The sequence below is a fragment of the Bradyrhizobium sp. STM 3843 genome (assembly GCF_000239815.1).
GTDB lineage: Bacteria > Pseudomonadota > Alphaproteobacteria > Rhizobiales > Xanthobacteraceae > Bradyrhizobium.
In genome coordinates this window covers 39,108-54,036 of sequence record NZ_CAFK01000010.1, presented here as the reverse complement: position 1 = coordinate 54,036, position 14,929 = coordinate 39,108, and the positions used below count along the sequence as shown (strand labels likewise).

General features: G+C 63.3%; 12 protein-coding genes. 4 read left to right on the top strand and 8 right to left on the bottom strand.

Annotation, left to right across the window (positions count from 1 at the left end):
• Window positions 1–122: 122 nt before the first annotated feature.
• The 3 genes from BRAS3843_RS01815 to BRAS3843_RS01805 form a co-directional block, all read right to left on the bottom strand.
• Window positions 123–485 carry a hypothetical protein gene (locus tag BRAS3843_RS01815; protein WP_035980555.1) on the bottom strand — a complete coding sequence of 121 codons (363 nt, stop codon included), beginning with the start codon at window positions 483–485 and terminating at the stop codon, window positions 123–125.
• Window positions 486–634: 149 nt separating this feature from the next.
• Window positions 635–1,846 carry an MFS transporter gene (locus BRAS3843_RS01810; protein WP_244425095.1) on the bottom strand — a complete coding sequence of 404 codons (1,212 nt, stop codon included), beginning with the start codon at window positions 1,844–1,846 and terminating at the stop codon, window positions 635–637.
• A 64-nt stretch (window positions 1,847–1,910) separates the two neighbouring features.
• Complete coding sequence (locus BRAS3843_RS01805; RefSeq protein ID WP_008966979.1) at window positions 1,911–3,188, bottom strand: hypothetical protein; 1,278 nt, start codon at window positions 3,186–3,188, stop codon at window positions 1,911–1,913.
• 221 nt (window positions 3,189–3,409) lie between these two features.
• On the opposite strand from BRAS3843_RS01805, the gene thrS reads away from it, so the two are divergent.
• A complete protein-coding gene (thrS, locus tag BRAS3843_RS01800) occupies window positions 3,410–5,545 on the top strand; it encodes a threonine--tRNA ligase (protein ID WP_008966978.1) in 2,136 nt (711 codons plus the stop codon).
• A gap of 4 nt (window positions 5,546–5,549) precedes the next feature.
• Here thrS and BRAS3843_RS01795 read toward each other — a convergent pair whose 3' ends face one another.
• Window positions 5,550–6,464, bottom strand: a complete 915-nt coding sequence (locus BRAS3843_RS01795; protein ID WP_008966977.1) for a hypothetical protein — start codon at window positions 6,462–6,464, stop codon at window positions 5,550–5,552.
• 235 nt (window positions 6,465–6,699) lie between these two features.
• Here BRAS3843_RS01795 and BRAS3843_RS01790 point away from each other — a divergent pair, with 235 nt between their 5' ends.
• Complete coding sequence (locus tag BRAS3843_RS01790) at window positions 6,700–7,263, top strand: nitroreductase (RefSeq protein ID WP_008966976.1); 564 nt, start codon at window positions 6,700–6,702, stop codon at window positions 7,261–7,263.
• 119 nt (window positions 7,264–7,382) lie between these two features.
• Here the strand turns inward: BRAS3843_RS01790 and BRAS3843_RS01785 are convergent, their stop codons facing one another.
• Window positions 7,383–8,264, bottom strand: coding sequence for an alpha/beta hydrolase (locus BRAS3843_RS01785; RefSeq protein WP_008966975.1), 882 nt, complete (start codon window positions 8,262–8,264; stop codon window positions 7,383–7,385).
• A 133-nt stretch (window positions 8,265–8,397) separates the two neighbouring features.
• Between BRAS3843_RS01785 and BRAS3843_RS01780 the strand changes: the two genes are divergently transcribed.
• Window positions 8,398–9,021: a TetR/AcrR family transcriptional regulator gene (locus BRAS3843_RS01780; RefSeq protein WP_008966974.1), complete on the top strand. Its 624-nt coding sequence runs from the start codon at window positions 8,398–8,400 to the stop codon at window positions 9,019–9,021.
• A 333-nt stretch (window positions 9,022–9,354) separates the two neighbouring features.
• Here BRAS3843_RS01780 and BRAS3843_RS01775 read toward each other — a convergent pair whose 3' ends face one another.
• Both BRAS3843_RS01775 and BRAS3843_RS01770 read right to left on the bottom strand, forming a co-directional pair.
• On the bottom strand, window positions 9,355–10,548 hold the full coding sequence (locus BRAS3843_RS01775) for a serine hydrolase domain-containing protein (protein ID WP_008966973.1): 1,194 nt from the start codon (window positions 10,546–10,548) through the stop codon (window positions 9,355–9,357).
• A gap of 54 nt (window positions 10,549–10,602) precedes the next feature.
• Window positions 10,603–12,243, bottom strand: a complete 1,641-nt coding sequence (locus BRAS3843_RS01770; RefSeq protein ID WP_008966972.1) for an NAD(P)/FAD-dependent oxidoreductase — start codon at window positions 12,241–12,243, stop codon at window positions 10,603–10,605.
• Between the two features lie 355 nt (window positions 12,244–12,598).
• Here BRAS3843_RS01770 and BRAS3843_RS01765 point away from each other — a divergent pair, with 355 nt between their 5' ends.
• Entirely contained in the window at window positions 12,599–13,486 is an 888-nt protein-coding gene (locus BRAS3843_RS01765) for an AraC family transcriptional regulator (RefSeq protein WP_008966971.1), read from the top strand.
• A gap of 209 nt (window positions 13,487–13,695) precedes the next feature.
• Here BRAS3843_RS01765 and BRAS3843_RS01760 read toward each other — a convergent pair whose 3' ends face one another.
• A complete protein-coding gene (locus tag BRAS3843_RS01760) occupies window positions 13,696–14,865 on the bottom strand; it encodes a beta-propeller fold lactonase family protein (RefSeq protein WP_008966970.1) in 1,170 nt (389 codons plus the stop codon).
• Between the last annotated feature and the right edge of the window lie 64 nt (window positions 14,866–14,929).

Sequence of the window (14,929 nt, the reverse complement as noted above, 5' to 3'; positions counted from 1 at the left end):
TGGCGACCGCCGTGTCTCGAGCATGATCCGAAAATGCTGGCGCGGCTTTTCGTAGGAGTCTTGCTCGATCAAAAACCAGAGGCGCGACGGCGAGCTGACCTCATCGCCTCGCGCCTCCTGGATCAGGTCTTGGAATCGGGCTTGGCGTCGGGCTTCGGCTGCTTATCAACGAAACCGTTGAAACAGGCCAGCCGCTCGTCCTCTTCCTTGGTGAACTTGCAATCGCTCACCGACTTGGCCTTCATGGCCTTCGGCTTCGGCGCGGGCGGGATCACCCCGTCATAGCAGTTCAGCCGTTCCTTGGTGCCGTCATCGATCTCCAGACACGCCTGAAGGCGCGCGGCCATCGACTGCGGCTTTGCTGCAGCTGCGGTATGGGGCTTGACCTGGACCAACGGATGGCCGCCGACCATCGGCGGGCTGGCCTGGGCAAGAGCGGCCGTCGAAATGAGCGCCACGGCCAGGCTCAAAGTCATTCGCTTCATGTCATATCGCTTTCATATGAACCCGCGGGGGGCGCCGGGCCTCGGTCTGATTAGCCGCCGGTTATGGCGAAATCATCCAGAGCCCCGCATCCCACGTGAAGCGGCTTTAAGCCGGTCTTGCGGCATTTGCCAAGCGACTCTTGGCTGAATCAGGCTAATGCGGCGACCGGTACCCGCGGCCTGCTGGACAGAATGGCCAGGACGGCCATGGCGACGAAGGCCGTGGCAACATAGCCGGTGCTACCAAGCAGGTTCTGCGCGAACAGCGCCCCGCCAATGGCTGAGCCGATCGCCTGGCCGATATAAAGCACCGAGGTGTTCAACGACACGGATGCCGATGCGAGTGGCGGCGCGGCGCTCACCAGGCGGACCTGCTGCATCGAGTTGGCCGAGGCGAAGCCAAGCCCCCAGACCACAACCGCTGTCGCCATCATGGGATAGGTTCCAGCTCCCACGGTCCAGCCCACGATGCCGGTCAGGATCAGGCTGGTGAACAGCAGCGAGGTCCGGAACGCTCCCCAGGAATCGACGATACGGCTGGCGACGATCACCCCGACAAAGCCCGCCACACCATACAGCGCGAACACCAGCCCGACCTGGTTCGCATCCGCGCCGGTCAAGGTCTGCAACAGCGGACCCATGAAGGTGAAGACGACGAACTGCCCGGACATCTGCAGCGTCGTGATCAGCAGCAGCACCACCACCGTCCGGTTGCGGCCGAGTTCGACCCAGGTCTTCAATTCGACGGGCGCGCCCCGCAGCCCGTTCGGCAACCGCCACACCACCAGCAGGCAGCTCACGACACCGACAAGGCCGACCAGCAGATAGGCCATCCGCCAACCCAAATGGCTGCCGATGAAGGTGATCAGCGGCAGGCCGACGGCCGCGGCCAGCGACCAGCCGAGAAAGACATAGGCGATCGAGCTCCCGCGCCGCTCGGCCGGCACGATCAGCGCCGCGGTGCCGGCGGCCTGTGGCGTATAGAGCGCGCCGACCGCAAGCATCCCAAGGCGGATCACCAACAGGCTCGCATAGCCGGGCGCGACGCTCGAGGCCAGATTGCCGAGCGCGAACACCGCGAGCGTGACCGCAAGCAGCCGGCGGCGGTCAATGCGGCTGGTGAGCCACGCGGTCAGCGGCGAACAGATGCACAGGATCACCGCGCCGAAGGTGATCAAAAGACCCGTGGTTCGAATGCTGACGTCGAGCTCTGCGGCGAGCTCCGGCAACACCCCGGCAGGCGCCAGGACGGAGCAGCCGGTGACGAGATTGCCGAGCATCAAGGCCGTGGGAGCAAAGCGAGGGGATGCGGAATGAGCGGTCATAATGGCTTTATACCAGAAATTTTCATGCATCTGCATGAAACATTATCATGTTGAGCATGACATCTGTTCACCGCAGCAGATATCTGGCTCGACGCGTAGCTCACCTCGCCGCGCCGACCACCTGCTCGCGCTCGGCCGATGACGACGTCACTGAGGTGCGCTTGGGCTGCGGGCAGCCGGAAAGCAGCCGCTGCAGTGCCGCCTGCAGACCCTCGGTGGAAAGCCGGGAGGACGCGAATTGCCAGCTGCCGGCACGCAGCTCACCCTCGTTCAGTTCGGGACCGGTGCTGGATGCGAGCGCGCGGAGCCGTGGTCCGGTCACGCCCATGCCCCACGTCTCCTCGCCAGGGTCCTTGTCGCCAAGCCCCTTAGCGTCACGTCCCTTCGCGTCGTGCCCCTTGCGCGGCGGATACAGGAAGTTGAGCCGGTCGGTTCCGTTGGTGATGGCCACCGAGGTGGATCCGGATGCTGCCGGTGCGGGCCGCTGGAAATCCAGCTCGAAGCGGTCGGCATCGAAGCAGACCAGCTGAAATCGCGTGGTACGGAACGAGGTCTCGCCCGGCTTGCGCGTCATCACCGTCTTATAGACGAAGCCGCGGCTGGCGTACTCGAATGTCCAGGGCGTCTCTATTTGCTCGCGCCGGTCGACGCCGAATTTGGCGATCTCCTCGCGGCTGAGGACATGCAGATCCTCGAACCGCACCGAGCGCGACACGCTGAGCAGGCCCGGGTCGACGCCCATTCGCTTCAGATAGTCCAGCACCAGACGGTCAGCACGTGCATTCGCCTGTTGCAGCGCCTGCATCCGCACCTCCGCCGGCGGCGCGCCGCTGCTGAAATTCAGGATCACCCGCGGCGAGTGCACAGCCAGCAGCGTATCCGGCGCGATCTCGCGCGTGGGCGCGCCCAGGATCAGATAGGGGCACGCGGAGTTGCACATCGCCCCTCGGGTCCAAAGCTCTCCCGTCAGCTCGCGGCCGGACTGCTTGAGCTTAACGCAGGCCTCGCCATCCTGGGCCTCGAAGCCGCATTCGCGGACCACGGTGCGCCCCACTCGCGCAATGGCCTTCGTTTCCCGCAGGATGTTGCCGATCGCGAGCCCCTGCTCGAGATTGCCGCCGGGCGAGTTGAAATAGATCGGCAGCCCGCGATCACCGACCTGCTTGACGAATTTGCGAAAGCGGGCTGCGGCGAGGCTGTCGATCTTTCCCTCTGCCGCGATCCAGCTGTCACAACCTTCGCCGCAGACACCGGGCGGTCCCTTGACCACGTAGAACGCGATCGGCGGCGTATGGTCGGCAAAGCGCTGGGCCGGCGCGGCACCTGCAGGCGCGCATGCCAAAGCGAGCGCCGCGAGCAGGATGAGGCGCTGGATCATCCGACCCGCACGATTACAGAGCACAAACATCGGAAAACAGCGCAAGCCCCAAATGTTTCGGTTGTATCACACCGCACCCTCGCCGCAAGGCTGGCAGGTTGATCCCGGCAGGAACTGCCCGGTTTCCGTCGCGAGCCCGGTTGCAGCCTCCGATTCCCCTGCTATATCGCTTGTTCCGCTTACCTGCGCTCGTTCGCAGGAGTGAGCTTACGGAGAACACCATGCCTGACCAGTCCAAGCCTGACCCGTCCAAGTCCGACCCGTCCAAGTCCGACCCGTCCAAGTCCGACTCGTTGAAGTCCGACTCGTTGAAGTCCGATCAGCCCAAATCCGAATCCGGTTTTCAATACAGCCTCAGCAATCTGAAGCCGGCCGAACCAGTGCAGAAGATCATCATCACCTTTCCGGACGGCGCCAAGCGCGATTATCCGAAGAATACCACCGGGTTCGAGATCGCCAAGGGCATCTCACCCTCGCTCGCCAAGCGCACCGTGGCGATGGCGCTCGACGGCACGCTGGCCGACCTCAACGATCCCATTGGACAGGATGCCCGGCTCGAGCTGGTCGACCGCGACGATCCGCGCGCGCTGGAATTGATTCGGCATGACTGCGCGCATGTGCTCGCCGAAGCGGTGCAGTCGCTGTGGCCAGGCACCCAGGTCACCATCGGCCCGGTGATCGAGAACGGCTTCTACTACGACTTCTTCCGCAACGAGCCGTTCACCCCGGAGGATTTCGCCGCGATCGAGAAGAAGATGCGCGAGATCATCGGCCGCGACAAAGCCTTCACCAAGGAGGTGTGGGATCGCGAGAAGACCAAGCAGGTGTTCCGCGACAAGGGCGAAGCATTCAAGGTCGAGCTGGTCGACGCCATTCCCGGCAACGAGCCGATCAAGATCTATTTCCAGGGCGAGTGGTTCGATCTCTGCCGCGGCCCACACATGACCTCGACCGGCAAGATCGGCAACGCCTTCAAGCTGATGAAGGTGGCGGGCGCCTATTGGCGCGGCGATTCCAACAATCCGATGCTGACCCGGATCTACGGCACCGCCTTCGCCAAGCAGGAGCAGCTCGACGCTTACCTCAAGCAGATCGAGGAGGCCGAGAAGCGCGACCATCGCAAGCTCGGCCGCGAGCTCGACCTGTTCCACTTCCAGGAGGAAGGCCCGGGCGTGGTGTTCTGGCATCCGAAAGGCTGGAGCATCTTCCAGGCGCTGATCGCCTATATGCGTCGGCGGCTCGCCGGCGACTACAGCGAGGTCAACGCGCCGCAGATCCTCGACAAGTCGCTGTGGGAAACCTCGGGCCACTGGAATTGGTATCGCGAGAACATGTTCGCGGCCCAGTCGGCCGGCGACGAGGCCGAGGACAAGCGCTGGTTTGCGCTGAAGCCGATGAACTGTCCCGGCCATGTGCAGATCTTCAAGCACGGCCTGAAGAGCTATCGCGACCTGCCGTTGCGGCTCGCGGAGTTCGGCGTGGTCCATCGCTACGAGGCCTCGGGCGCCATGCACGGCCTGATGCGCGTGCGCGGCTTCACCCAGGACGACGCCCACATCTTCTGCACCGAGGAGCAGTTGGCCGACGAGTGCCTGAAGATCAACGACCTGATCCTGTCGACCTACGCCGATTTCGGCTTCGAGGGCGAGCTGACCGTGAAGCTCTCGACCCGGCCGGACAAGCGCGTCGGCACCGACGAGATGTGGGATCATGCCGAGCGCGTGATGGCCACGGTGCTGCAGGAGATCAAGACCCAGCGCAACAACATCAAGACCGAGATCAACCCGGGCGAAGGCGCGTTCTACGGGCCGAAGTTCGAATATGTGCTGCGCGACGCCATCGGCCGCGACTGGCAATGCGGCACCACGCAGGTGGACTTCAACCTGCCGGAGCGGTTCGGTGCGTTCTACATCGATGCCGACGGCGCCAAGAAGCCACCGGTCATGGTGCACCGGGCGATCTGCGGCTCGATGGAGCGCTTCATCGGCATCCTGATCGAGCACTATGCCGGCAGCTTCCCGCTGTGGCTGGCGCCGACGCAGGTCGTGGTCACCACCATCACCTCCGAAGGCGACGAATACGCCAAGCAGGTGCTGGCGGCGGCGCGGCGCGCGGGCCTGCGGGCCGAGATCGACCTGCGCAACGAGAAGATCAACTACAAGGTCCGCGAGCACTCGCTGCAGAAGATCCCTGCCCTTCTCGTCGTCGGCAAAAAGGAGGCCGAGACGCATTCGGTCTCGGTGCGCCGGCTCGGCAGCGACGGCCAGAAAGTGATGCCGACGGCGGAGGCCATCGCCGCGTTGGTCGACGAGGCGACGCCGCCGGATGTGCGGCGCCGCCAGCGCGACGCGGCCTGACCGATCAAGCCATCCGCGTGGCGGCTGCGGCATGGTCCGCAGCCGCCGGCCGGGCTTGCAGCGCCACCTCCGCGCAGTCGGAGAGGTAGAGGAACATGCTCGCCAGCATGCCTCCCAGCGCCTCCCGCCCGCGGGGCAGGATGGTGATCTCGTCATTGGCTCGGCCCCCGCGCAGGAGCAGTCCCTGCGCTTCCGCATCGCGCAGCACGGTCAGCACGTGTTTGCGGGACACCGAAAACCGCGTTGCAAGTCCGTTGATCGAGAGCGGCACCGGTTCGGCCGGAGGAAACCCCTCGTCTGCAGACCCGGACAGCGCCAGGCTGAACAGGATCATCATTCCGGCATTGCGCTCGGCGAACATCGCAAGATCAGGCGCACTGTCGAGGACGCGCAGGCCAGCATAAAATCGGCGGCCGAGTTCGAGCACGAAGGTCTTGAGAAAGGCCGGGTCGTTGAGCGCGGCCCGATAAGCGACCGCGGCGGGGATCACCCGGCTCATGGCGTCGAATTGGCCACCCCAGCGCTCCCGGTGCAGCATCATCAGCTTTTCGGTGGGAACGAGAGGACGGCGACGCCGATCCGTGTTTGGCGCGGCCGCCAGAAAACCGACCGCGCGCATCAGGCCCAGCATCGCCTCGCAACGGCCACGGCTGCACAGACCGAGCCTGACGCACATCTCCTTCATGGCGCCTGCGGTCAGCCCAGGCTCTCCATCGCGCTCGCCGTCGAAATGCAGATAGAGTGCGAAATATGAAAACAGCGCGCGGGCGCGGTCGCTGAGGAGCGCATTGAGGACGCGGCCGCTGCGATAAAGTGCCACCGAACTGTGCGCAGAGGCGCGCATCGCCGCCGGAAAGCCGGAATGGCCGCGCAACCGGGCGATCGCATCAGGTGACGGTGTCAGCACCGGTTCGGTCATGCGCACGCCAATCTGTTCGGCCCCGCGCCAAAATCAGCTGAGCCCTTTTACCGATCCGCCCGAACCTGGACAATCGTCACCGCCAGTCATGTCCGGGCAGATCGCCGCAGGCGCACTGAGCCTTTGCCGTAGAACCGGTGCCTGTAGAACCGATCAAAACGGCCTGGGCGCGCCCTCGTTGCGGGCCGATCCGCATGTTATCTAAGGGCCATCCATCAGCTACCGAGAACCCATAGTGCCCGACACCATTGAACTCCTGAAAACCCGCCGCTCGGTCAAGCCGCGCGAGATGACCGGCCCCGGCCCCTCGCCCGCCGAGCTCGAGACCATCCTGACCATCGGCGCCCGCGTGCCCGATCACGGCAAGCTCGCCCCCTGGCGCTTCATCATCTTCGAGGGCGATGCGCGTCAGCGCGCCGGCGAGATCATCGCCCAGGTGTTTGCCGGCAAGAACCCGCAAGCCACTGAGGCCGACATCGAAGCAGAGAAGAAGCGATTGACCGATGCGCCGCTGGTGATCGGCCTGGTCAGCATCACCAAGCCACATCCGAAGGTGCCGCCGTTCGAGCAGGAGCTGTCGGCGGGCGCGAGCGCGATGAACATCGTCACAGCGGCCACCGCGCTCGGCTACGGCGCGGCCTGGCTCACCGGCTGGTTCTGCTTCGATCGCGACGTGCTCGATCGCCTCGGGCTGAAACCTGAGGAGAAGCTCGCCGGCATGATCCATATCGGCACCCCGACCAAGCCGAGCGAGGATCGCCCGCGCCCGGTGCTGTCAGAGATCGTGACGCGGTTTTAGCGGCGGCCTATGAGCACCTGAGGTCCTGCCGCGAGATCCGAAGACGGGCAGCGCGACGCCCCTTCAGAGGGCGCCGCGGCCGCTTCAGTATGATGGTGCGCCCCCGCTCCCGCGTCCTGCTATTTCACGCCATCAAGAAATTGGCGTATCGTCTTGATGGTCGCCTCCGGCTGCTCTTCCATCAGCCAATGTCCGGCGTCGGGGATGACCACTTCGGTGACATCCGTGGCGGCGTTGCGCATCACCACCGCTTCCATCGCGCCAAAGGATTTCTGACCTCCGACGGCAAGCACCGGAATGGTCAGCTTTGTCGCGATCGCCTTCTTGTTGTCCTCCGCGTCGGTGCGGATCGCCCTGAACTGGGCGAACGCGGCATGCATGGCGCCCGGTCGCGCATAGAGTTCGGCATAATGCCTGCGTGTCGCCTCCCCGACCTTCGAAGGCGTGCCCGCGAACTCATTCCAGAAACGGTCGAGGTAGATGCGCTCGCGGCCCTTGACCAGCCGTTCCATATCGGGGCCGCCGAAATCAAAGTGCCAGAGCTGCGGGCTGCGCACGATCTCGTCCCACGGCGGCACGCCGGGCACCGGAGCATCCATGACGACGAGCTTCTCCGTCAGGTCGCGATACCGCGCCGCGTAGGCATAGGCCACCATGGTTCCGATATCGTGTCCGACCACGAAAGCCTTGTCGATGCCGAGCGCCTGCAAGACGGCCCGCATGTCAGCCGCCTGGGTCCATTTGTCGTAGCCGCTGTCGGGCTTGTCCGAGAGGCCCATGCCCCGCAGGTCCGGCACGACCACGGTGTGATCGCGCACCAGCTCTGCCCCGAGCTTGGCCCACATGTCGCCGGTGTCGCCGAAGCCATGGATCAGGATGACGGCGGGTCCCTGACCGCCGACCCGAACATGGATCTGGGCCCCGTTCGCAGCGATCGTTCTGGTCTTGAAGCTGGAAGGGAACGACCCGACCTCGGCGCGGGCTGCAGGAGCCAGCAGCATGAGAAGAATTGCAAGGCATCTTGCGCGCACCGGCGCCCCCTATCATCTTTGTTTGGCTAGCAATGCGACCGATTATAGAACGATCGATCTATAATAAGCAAGCCAAAGGTAAAATGACGCATGAGGGTGTATCATGAGTGCCGGACGACCCCGTGAATTCGACCTGGATCAGGCTGTCGAGCGCGCACTCGGCCTGTTCTGGCGGCGCGGCTATGAGGGAACGTCGATGTCAGACCTGACTGACGCCCTCGGCATTACCCGCGCCAGCCTCTACGCGGCGTTCGGCAACAAGGAAGGCCTGTTTCAGCGCGTGATGGACCGCTACGAGGCGAAGGCCGGCGCCTATAGAACAGCGGCCGACCAGGCCGCGACATCGCTCGAAGCAGTGCGCCTCTGGATGACCGGCCCAGTCGAGCTCCATGGCGACAAGCAGAATCCGCCTGGCTGCCTCGGCGTTCAGGGTGCGCTTGCCTGCGGAGTGGAATCGGAAGCCGTCCGCCGCGATCTGGCTTCGCGACGCCATCGCGGCGAAGCAGCGATCCGCCGCCGGCTTCAGCGCGCGGCGAAAGAGCACGACCTGCCGGGTGATGACGATCCCGCGGACCTCGCGCGCTATCTCTCGGCGCTGATCTACGGAATGGCCGTGCTGGCGGCCGGCGGGGCCACGCGCAGCGAGCTGCAGGGGGTCGCGGACGTGGCTCTTCACCATTGGCCAAAAGCGCCGCAATCGCGGACGAGGAGAAGCAAGCCGTCGTGACCGGGCACCACTTGCTGCGTCACAAGAGCCGTCATTCCGGGTCAGCCCGCGCGACAAAATGGCAAAGCCATTTTGCGCGGAGGGCTGAACCCGGAATCTCGATATTGTCAGATGCGCAAGTGCGCATCGCCACGCGCGCTACGGCCCGTCCTGGCAGAGGCCGGGTGCCGCCGGCACCTGAAAACGCTTGCTGGTGTCCATGACCTTGCGGTCCCTGACCTTCAGGATCGAAAAGTCCTGGGGTCAGCTAGTTGCCGATTCGACGTCGAGGATGTCAGTTGAGTTCGCGATGCGAACCCAACTGTTGATGACCAGCCAGGCGCATGATCCCCGTTAGCCGACCATACGGTGCCTGAGGCTCTGGTAGAATGCCGTCTCGAAGTTCATGTAGCCGATGAACGACGTGGGATCACCGAACGGCAGGATCTGGGTTGCCCAGAATCCGCCGAAGCCGTTCCGCCGATCGATCCAATAGAACAGGTTGGCAAGACCGGCCCAACCAAGCGCTCCAGCAGGGCGTCCCGTCGGAGCTTCTTCGTCGTTGACCATGAAGCTCGGCGCCCACGACTTGGATTGGCCTGGGAAGAACTCCGCATCGTTGCAGAGCGAGGTGATGACGCCCGTAATCGGGGTCACCTTCTTGTCGCCCAGATGGTTCTGTTCCGCCATGCGCACGGTCTCGGCCTTCAGCACGCGGCCATGTTCGCCAGCTCCGTCATTCAGCCACATGCGGATGAAGCGCATGTAGTCGCCGACCGTGCCGTAGAGGCCATGACCGCCCATATGCACCTCAGGCTTGGCCGGCAGCTCAAAATCCATCGGCGTCAGCGAGCCGTCGGCGTTGCGCGCGTGGATGCCGGCCAGTCTGGCGCGCATCGCATCGTTCAACTCGAACGTCATGTCCTTGATCCCGAGCGGTTCGAAGATGCGGGTCTTGAACACCTCGCCCAGCCGGCGACCGGTGATGGCCTCGACGATCTGCCCGCACCAGTCGAGATTGGTGCCATACTCCCACCGCTCGCCCGGATCGAACAGCAGCGGGGTCATGAGGCAGGCCTTGGTCGCCGTGATGACGCTGGGCTGTCCCTTTTGCTCCGCGAGCCTGTTATAGGTCTGATTGATGAAGTCGTAGCTCAGACCCGCGCTATGGGTCATCAACATGCGCGTGGTGATGTCCCGGCTCGGCGGGCGCAGGATGGGCTCGCCCTTGCTGTCGAAGCCCTCGATGACCTCGAGCTTGCCGATCTCAGGCGCGTAGCGCCTGGCAGGTGCATCCAGATCGAGCTTGCCCTCTTCAACGAGCTGCAACACGGCCGTCGCGGTGATGGCCTTTGTCGTAGAGAAGATCGCGAAGATGCTGTCCGTTGACATCTTGGCCGGCTGGTCCAGACGACGTTGCCCGGCCGCACCTTCGTAGATGTTGCGATTCCGATCCGTCACCATGGCGACGACACCAGGAACCCGCGGCGTGGATGTCACGACCTCATTGAGAACGGCGTCTGCCGCCGCTCTAAGATCGATGCTCATGTGCTTCCTCCGATGCTTATTATGTTGTGCTTTGATTGGGCTCTGTCGCATGGTTCAGCGCATGGCAAAACCCTGGTAGCCGCTCGCTGCGACCTCATCGCATTTCTGGCGATAGGCGCCGACGCCGCCGCAATAGGACAGCACGCGGCGAGGCTTGCCTTTGACGTTCGAGCCTAGGTACCAGGAGTTCGTCTTCGCGATCAGCGTCGCATTCGCAATCTCATCGTGATGGGCGACCCAGGCATCCTGCGTCTCCTTGGTCGGCTCGACCGCAGCGAGACTGTTCGCGCGAACATATCTGATGCAATCGTCGATCCATTCGACCTGCTGCTGAAGGCAGGTTGTCATGTTGCACAGCGCTGCCGATGGCGCCAGCGGCACGGCGGTCGTAAACAGATTGGGGTAGCCGTGGATCTGCAGTCCCATCGTGGTGCGGATGTCCCTGCTCCACTCGTCCTTCAGCGAGCGCCCGCCGCGCCCCCTGATGTCGATCCGCATCAGGGCGCCGGATCCGGCATCGAAGCCGGTCGCGAGGATGATGATGTCAAGTTCGTGGACCGTGCCATCGGCCAGTTGGATCCCCTCGCGCGTGACACACTCGATCGGATTGGTCTTGACCTCGACGATCTCAACGTTCGGACGGTGGAACGCCTCGAGGAAGTTCTGCTCCAGCGGCACCCGATGCGTTCCGAAGCCATAGTCTTGCGGGATCAACAGATCGCACAGCTTCGGATCCTTCAGCCGCTCGCGCATCTTCTCGCGCACGAACTCGGAGATCTCGCCATTGACCGCGTCGTCGAAGAACAGCTCGGCAAAGGACGAGATCCACAGCTTCAGGGAACCATCGTTCCAGCAATCCTCGAGCACCTCACGGCGCTTCTCGGCCGTCAGCGCCGCCCAGGCGTGCTCGAAATCGTACTCGAACCCGGTGAAAGTGTGTGGCAAGCGCTCCACGAAATGCTTGAACTTCGATTTGTAGGCTTCCGCATCGGCCGCGCCGTATTTGGGATTCTTCATCGGGATGATGTATTGCGGCGTGCGCATGAACACCTTGAGGTGGCCGACTTCGCTCGCGATCGTCTGAATGACCTGGATGCCGGTTGCGCCGTTGCCGACAATGCCGACACGTTTGCCCGCGAAGTCGACCGGCTGTGCCGGCCACCGCGCCGTGTGAAACACCTGGCCACCGAAGGTGTCCTGCCCGGGAAACGACACGTGAGGCGCGGAGAGCATGCCACAACAGGTGATGATGAACTGGGTATCGACGCCGTCGCCCTGATCGGTGGTCACCCGCCACCGCTGCGTTGCATCATCGAAGTGGGCGCTCACGATAGCGGTGCCGAACTGGATGTCCTTGCGCAGATCCAGGCGATCGGCCACGTAGTTGAGCCAGCGCTCAATCTCCGGCTGGCCCGGGAATCTTTCGCTCCAGCTCCATCCTTTGTAGAGCTCTTCCGAAAACAGATATTGGTAGATGTAGCTTTCTGAATCGAATCTCGCGCCGGGATAGCGGTTCCAGTACCAGGTGCCGCCGACGCCTGACGCAGCGTCGAAGGCTCTGACCGTCAAACCTTGCTCGCGCAGACGATAGAGCTGATAGAGTCCGGCGACCCCGGCTCCGACGACGACGGCATCGAGCTTTGCCGTCACATGTGTACCGTTGTGCCCATTGGATTTGGTCACGGCTTCTGTCATTTGCGTCCTCCTGGAGCGTTTTTTCAGTGCGCGCCGCGTTCCCGTCCGGTTCGTCGCAGGACTTGGTAGCTCGGCGTTGTCGTTCCCGGAGTGGACCGGATTGCGTTGGGCGTCCTGCTGGTCGTTCGACCTTCCCCCACCGTTCGGGATGGAGGAGCCTAGGAAGTGCGGTCGGCTCAGGCTTGAACGAAACCAACAATCCTTTGAACGGAGCTCGACCTGGCGAGCGAGAGCGGCGCTGCTCGATCTCGCTTGGCGGCAGCCAAAGCCGGCGTATACTGCCCGACGCCATCAGGCCAATGAGAAGCAGGAGCGGTCAACCGCGCCCAGCACTCCGGGGAGGGAGGCTCACGCGATGGGCCAACTTATTACGGTCGAGGAGCTGCCACATTACGCTCCCGGCGAGTTGATGCTCGATAGTATGGCGGTCGGAAAGCCCGAGCTTCGGCTACGCGTCTTCCGCTATGCACCATCAGACATCTGGGTACCACCGTCCGAGAACTTCCTGATCGTCTCCTATCGCGTCGGCACGACCTCGATGAACCGTCGTGTAACGGGCGCCTGGAAGCAGGATCAGGTGGGACGCGGCGCGACGACGCTGCTCACCCGCGCGGAAGCGTCGAACTGGCGCTGGAGCCACGATATTGAGGTGAGCCACTTGTACATCTCCCCGGCCTGGATGGTGAGAACCGCAAGCGAGGCCTTCGACCGCGATGCTGTATCGATCGAGCTCCACGATCTGCTGCGCATCGAGGATTCGGTCCTGTCCTGGATCAGCGAGCGAATGGTGCAGGAGGTTGCGGACGGAGGCCCGGGCGGTCGACTCTGCTATGATGCGCTGGCGCTCCAAGCCAGCGTGCACATCCTACGAAAATACGCCTCGGTCGAGTTCAAAATGCCCTGTTCGCAGGGGCGCTTCCGACCGACGCATGCACGACTGATCGAAGATTATGTCGAGCAGAATATTTCCAGGAATATCACGCTCGAGGAACTGGCCAACATTTGCAACTGCACGCAGGTGCAGTTCGCACGCAAATTCCATGTCCATTACGGAATGCGGCCGCATACCTACGTGCTCGGCCGGAAGGTCGCGCGCGCATGTCATCACTTGCGCCAGGACCGGCTCCCGCTGAAGGAGATCGCGCTTCTGAGTGGATTTGCCGATCAGAGCCATCTCAACCGGATCTTCCGCCGTTTCATGAACATGACGCCCGCCGAATTTCGAAAGCAGTGCGCCGGCTAGCGAAGTACCTCGCCCTAGTTGACTTGGAGGGCGGGAGATTGGTCGAGCAACGCCTGACGGGCGGCGCGCTCACCTGCGAACATCGGAGCCGAACGATGCTGACATGACGCAACATCCAGTGTGGCTTTGCGACTGACACTCGCCTGGGATCACCAGCAGATATGCTCAAGCGAATGTCAAACGCGCCACACTGGATTTGGTGGCGCGCGCTACGGCCCCATCCTGGCCGACGCCGGGTGCCCCGGCACCTGAAAGCGCTTGCCGGTGTCCACGACCTTGCCGCCCTCGACCTTCAGGATCGAAAAATCCTGGGTCAGGTAGTTGCCGACCAGGAGATATTTGCCGTCGGGCGTGAACGCCGCAGCCTCGGGCAATCCACCGACCTCGACATCCTGGGTCTTGCTGACGGTCTTGCCGTCGATTTTCAGAACCGTGATGCTTCCGTTTTTTTCATAGAAGTAGGCGTTCTTTTGGTTGGAGCCGCGGAGGATAACAGATGCGGCAATATCCCCGGTCGGACTGATGGCGAGCCCTTCCGGTCCGTCACCGACGACCACGCGATCGATGATGCGCGGCGGATTGGCTTCGAGATCGATGACGCTTGTGGTGTCGACGCTCCCGTCCGAGGCGCCTGCATTGCCGTTGTCGGAGGTGAGCGCAATCTTCCCACTCGGCGCGACCGCGACATTGTAAGGCCATTGCCCGGCCGGAAGATCGATCTTGCTGTAGGACACCTTGTCACCGGCGACATCCAGGATCGAGATCTTGTGAGCAGGGAAGCGAGCGGCAAGCGCGCGCTTGCCGTCCGGCGCGAACGCTACATGCGAGACGCTGTCCGGCATGGCGACCGTGTCGACAATCTTGACGTCGGTGCCATTGACCGCAAGCACACTGATCGAATTGTCACCGCGATTGGCAACCAGCGCCATCTTGCCGTCCGGACTGAAGCTCAGGCCGGAAGGTTGTTTGCCACCGGTCAGCGTAGCCGCAAGCTTGGGTGGGCTGGCCGCGAGATCGAGCACATAGATCTTGTTGTCAGGCACCTGCTTGAGCGCGTCACCGTCTTTCACGACATCGACGGAATCAGCCACCAGCGCGATTGTCCCGCTCGGATCGATCGCCACGTTCACCGGCGGCCCGACCACGGAGTTCTTGAGCGACAGGGACGCGACGATCTTCGGGCTTTCAGGGTCTGCGAGATCGACGATCAGGACCTGATCCTTGCCCGGCGGGAACAGGATCGGCTTCCCGCCGTCGTCCCACAGCAATTTTTCGTCCAGGCCGACGATCATGAGTGGCTTGGCCTGCCCGGCGCTCAGATTGGCGCTGAGCAGGATCGCAGCTGCAGATAACAGTCCCACGGCACGGCGAGCCGGCATTTGGGCATCCTCCATTGAACACTCGGCCTCTCCAGGGCCGATCTCGGTAGACTACGCTGGGGAG

What these genes read in the sequence shown, in the direction of transcription:
- BRAS3843_RS01815 (WP_035980555.1), bottom strand. Translation starts at nt 485, where the DNA reads ATGAAGCGAATGACTTTGAGCCTGGCCGTGGCGCTCATTTCGACGGCC.
- BRAS3843_RS01810 (WP_244425095.1), bottom strand. Translation starts at nt 1,846, where the DNA reads ATGCAGATGCATGAAAATTTCTGGTATAAAGCCATTATGACCGCTCAT.
- BRAS3843_RS01805 (WP_008966979.1), bottom strand. Translation starts at nt 3,188, where the DNA reads ATGATCCAGCGCCTCATCCTGCTCGCGGCGCTCGCTTTGGCATGCGCG.
- thrS (WP_008966978.1), top strand. Translation starts at nt 3,410, where the DNA reads ATGCCTGACCAGTCCAAGCCTGACCCGTCCAAGTCCGACCCGTCCAAG.
- BRAS3843_RS01795 (WP_008966977.1), bottom strand. Translation starts at nt 6,464, where the DNA reads ATGACCGAACCGGTGCTGACACCGTCACCTGATGCGATCGCCCGGTTG.
- BRAS3843_RS01785 (WP_008966975.1), bottom strand. Translation starts at nt 8,264, where the DNA reads ATGCTGCTGGCTCCTGCAGCCCGCGCCGAGGTCGGGTCGTTCCCTTCC.
- BRAS3843_RS01780 (WP_008966974.1), top strand. Translation starts at nt 8,398, where the DNA reads ATGAGTGCCGGACGACCCCGTGAATTCGACCTGGATCAGGCTGTCGAG.
- BRAS3843_RS01775 (WP_008966973.1), bottom strand. Translation starts at nt 10,548, where the DNA reads ATGAGCATCGATCTTAGAGCGGCGGCAGACGCCGTTCTCAATGAGGTC.
- BRAS3843_RS01770 (WP_008966972.1), bottom strand. Translation starts at nt 12,243, where the DNA reads ATGACAGAAGCCGTGACCAAATCCAATGGGCACAACGGTACACATGTG.
- BRAS3843_RS01765 (WP_008966971.1), top strand. Translation starts at nt 12,599, where the DNA reads ATGGGCCAACTTATTACGGTCGAGGAGCTGCCACATTACGCTCCCGGC.
- BRAS3843_RS01760 (WP_008966970.1), bottom strand. Translation starts at nt 14,865, where the DNA reads ATGCCGGCTCGCCGTGCCGTGGGACTGTTATCTGCAGCTGCGATCCTG.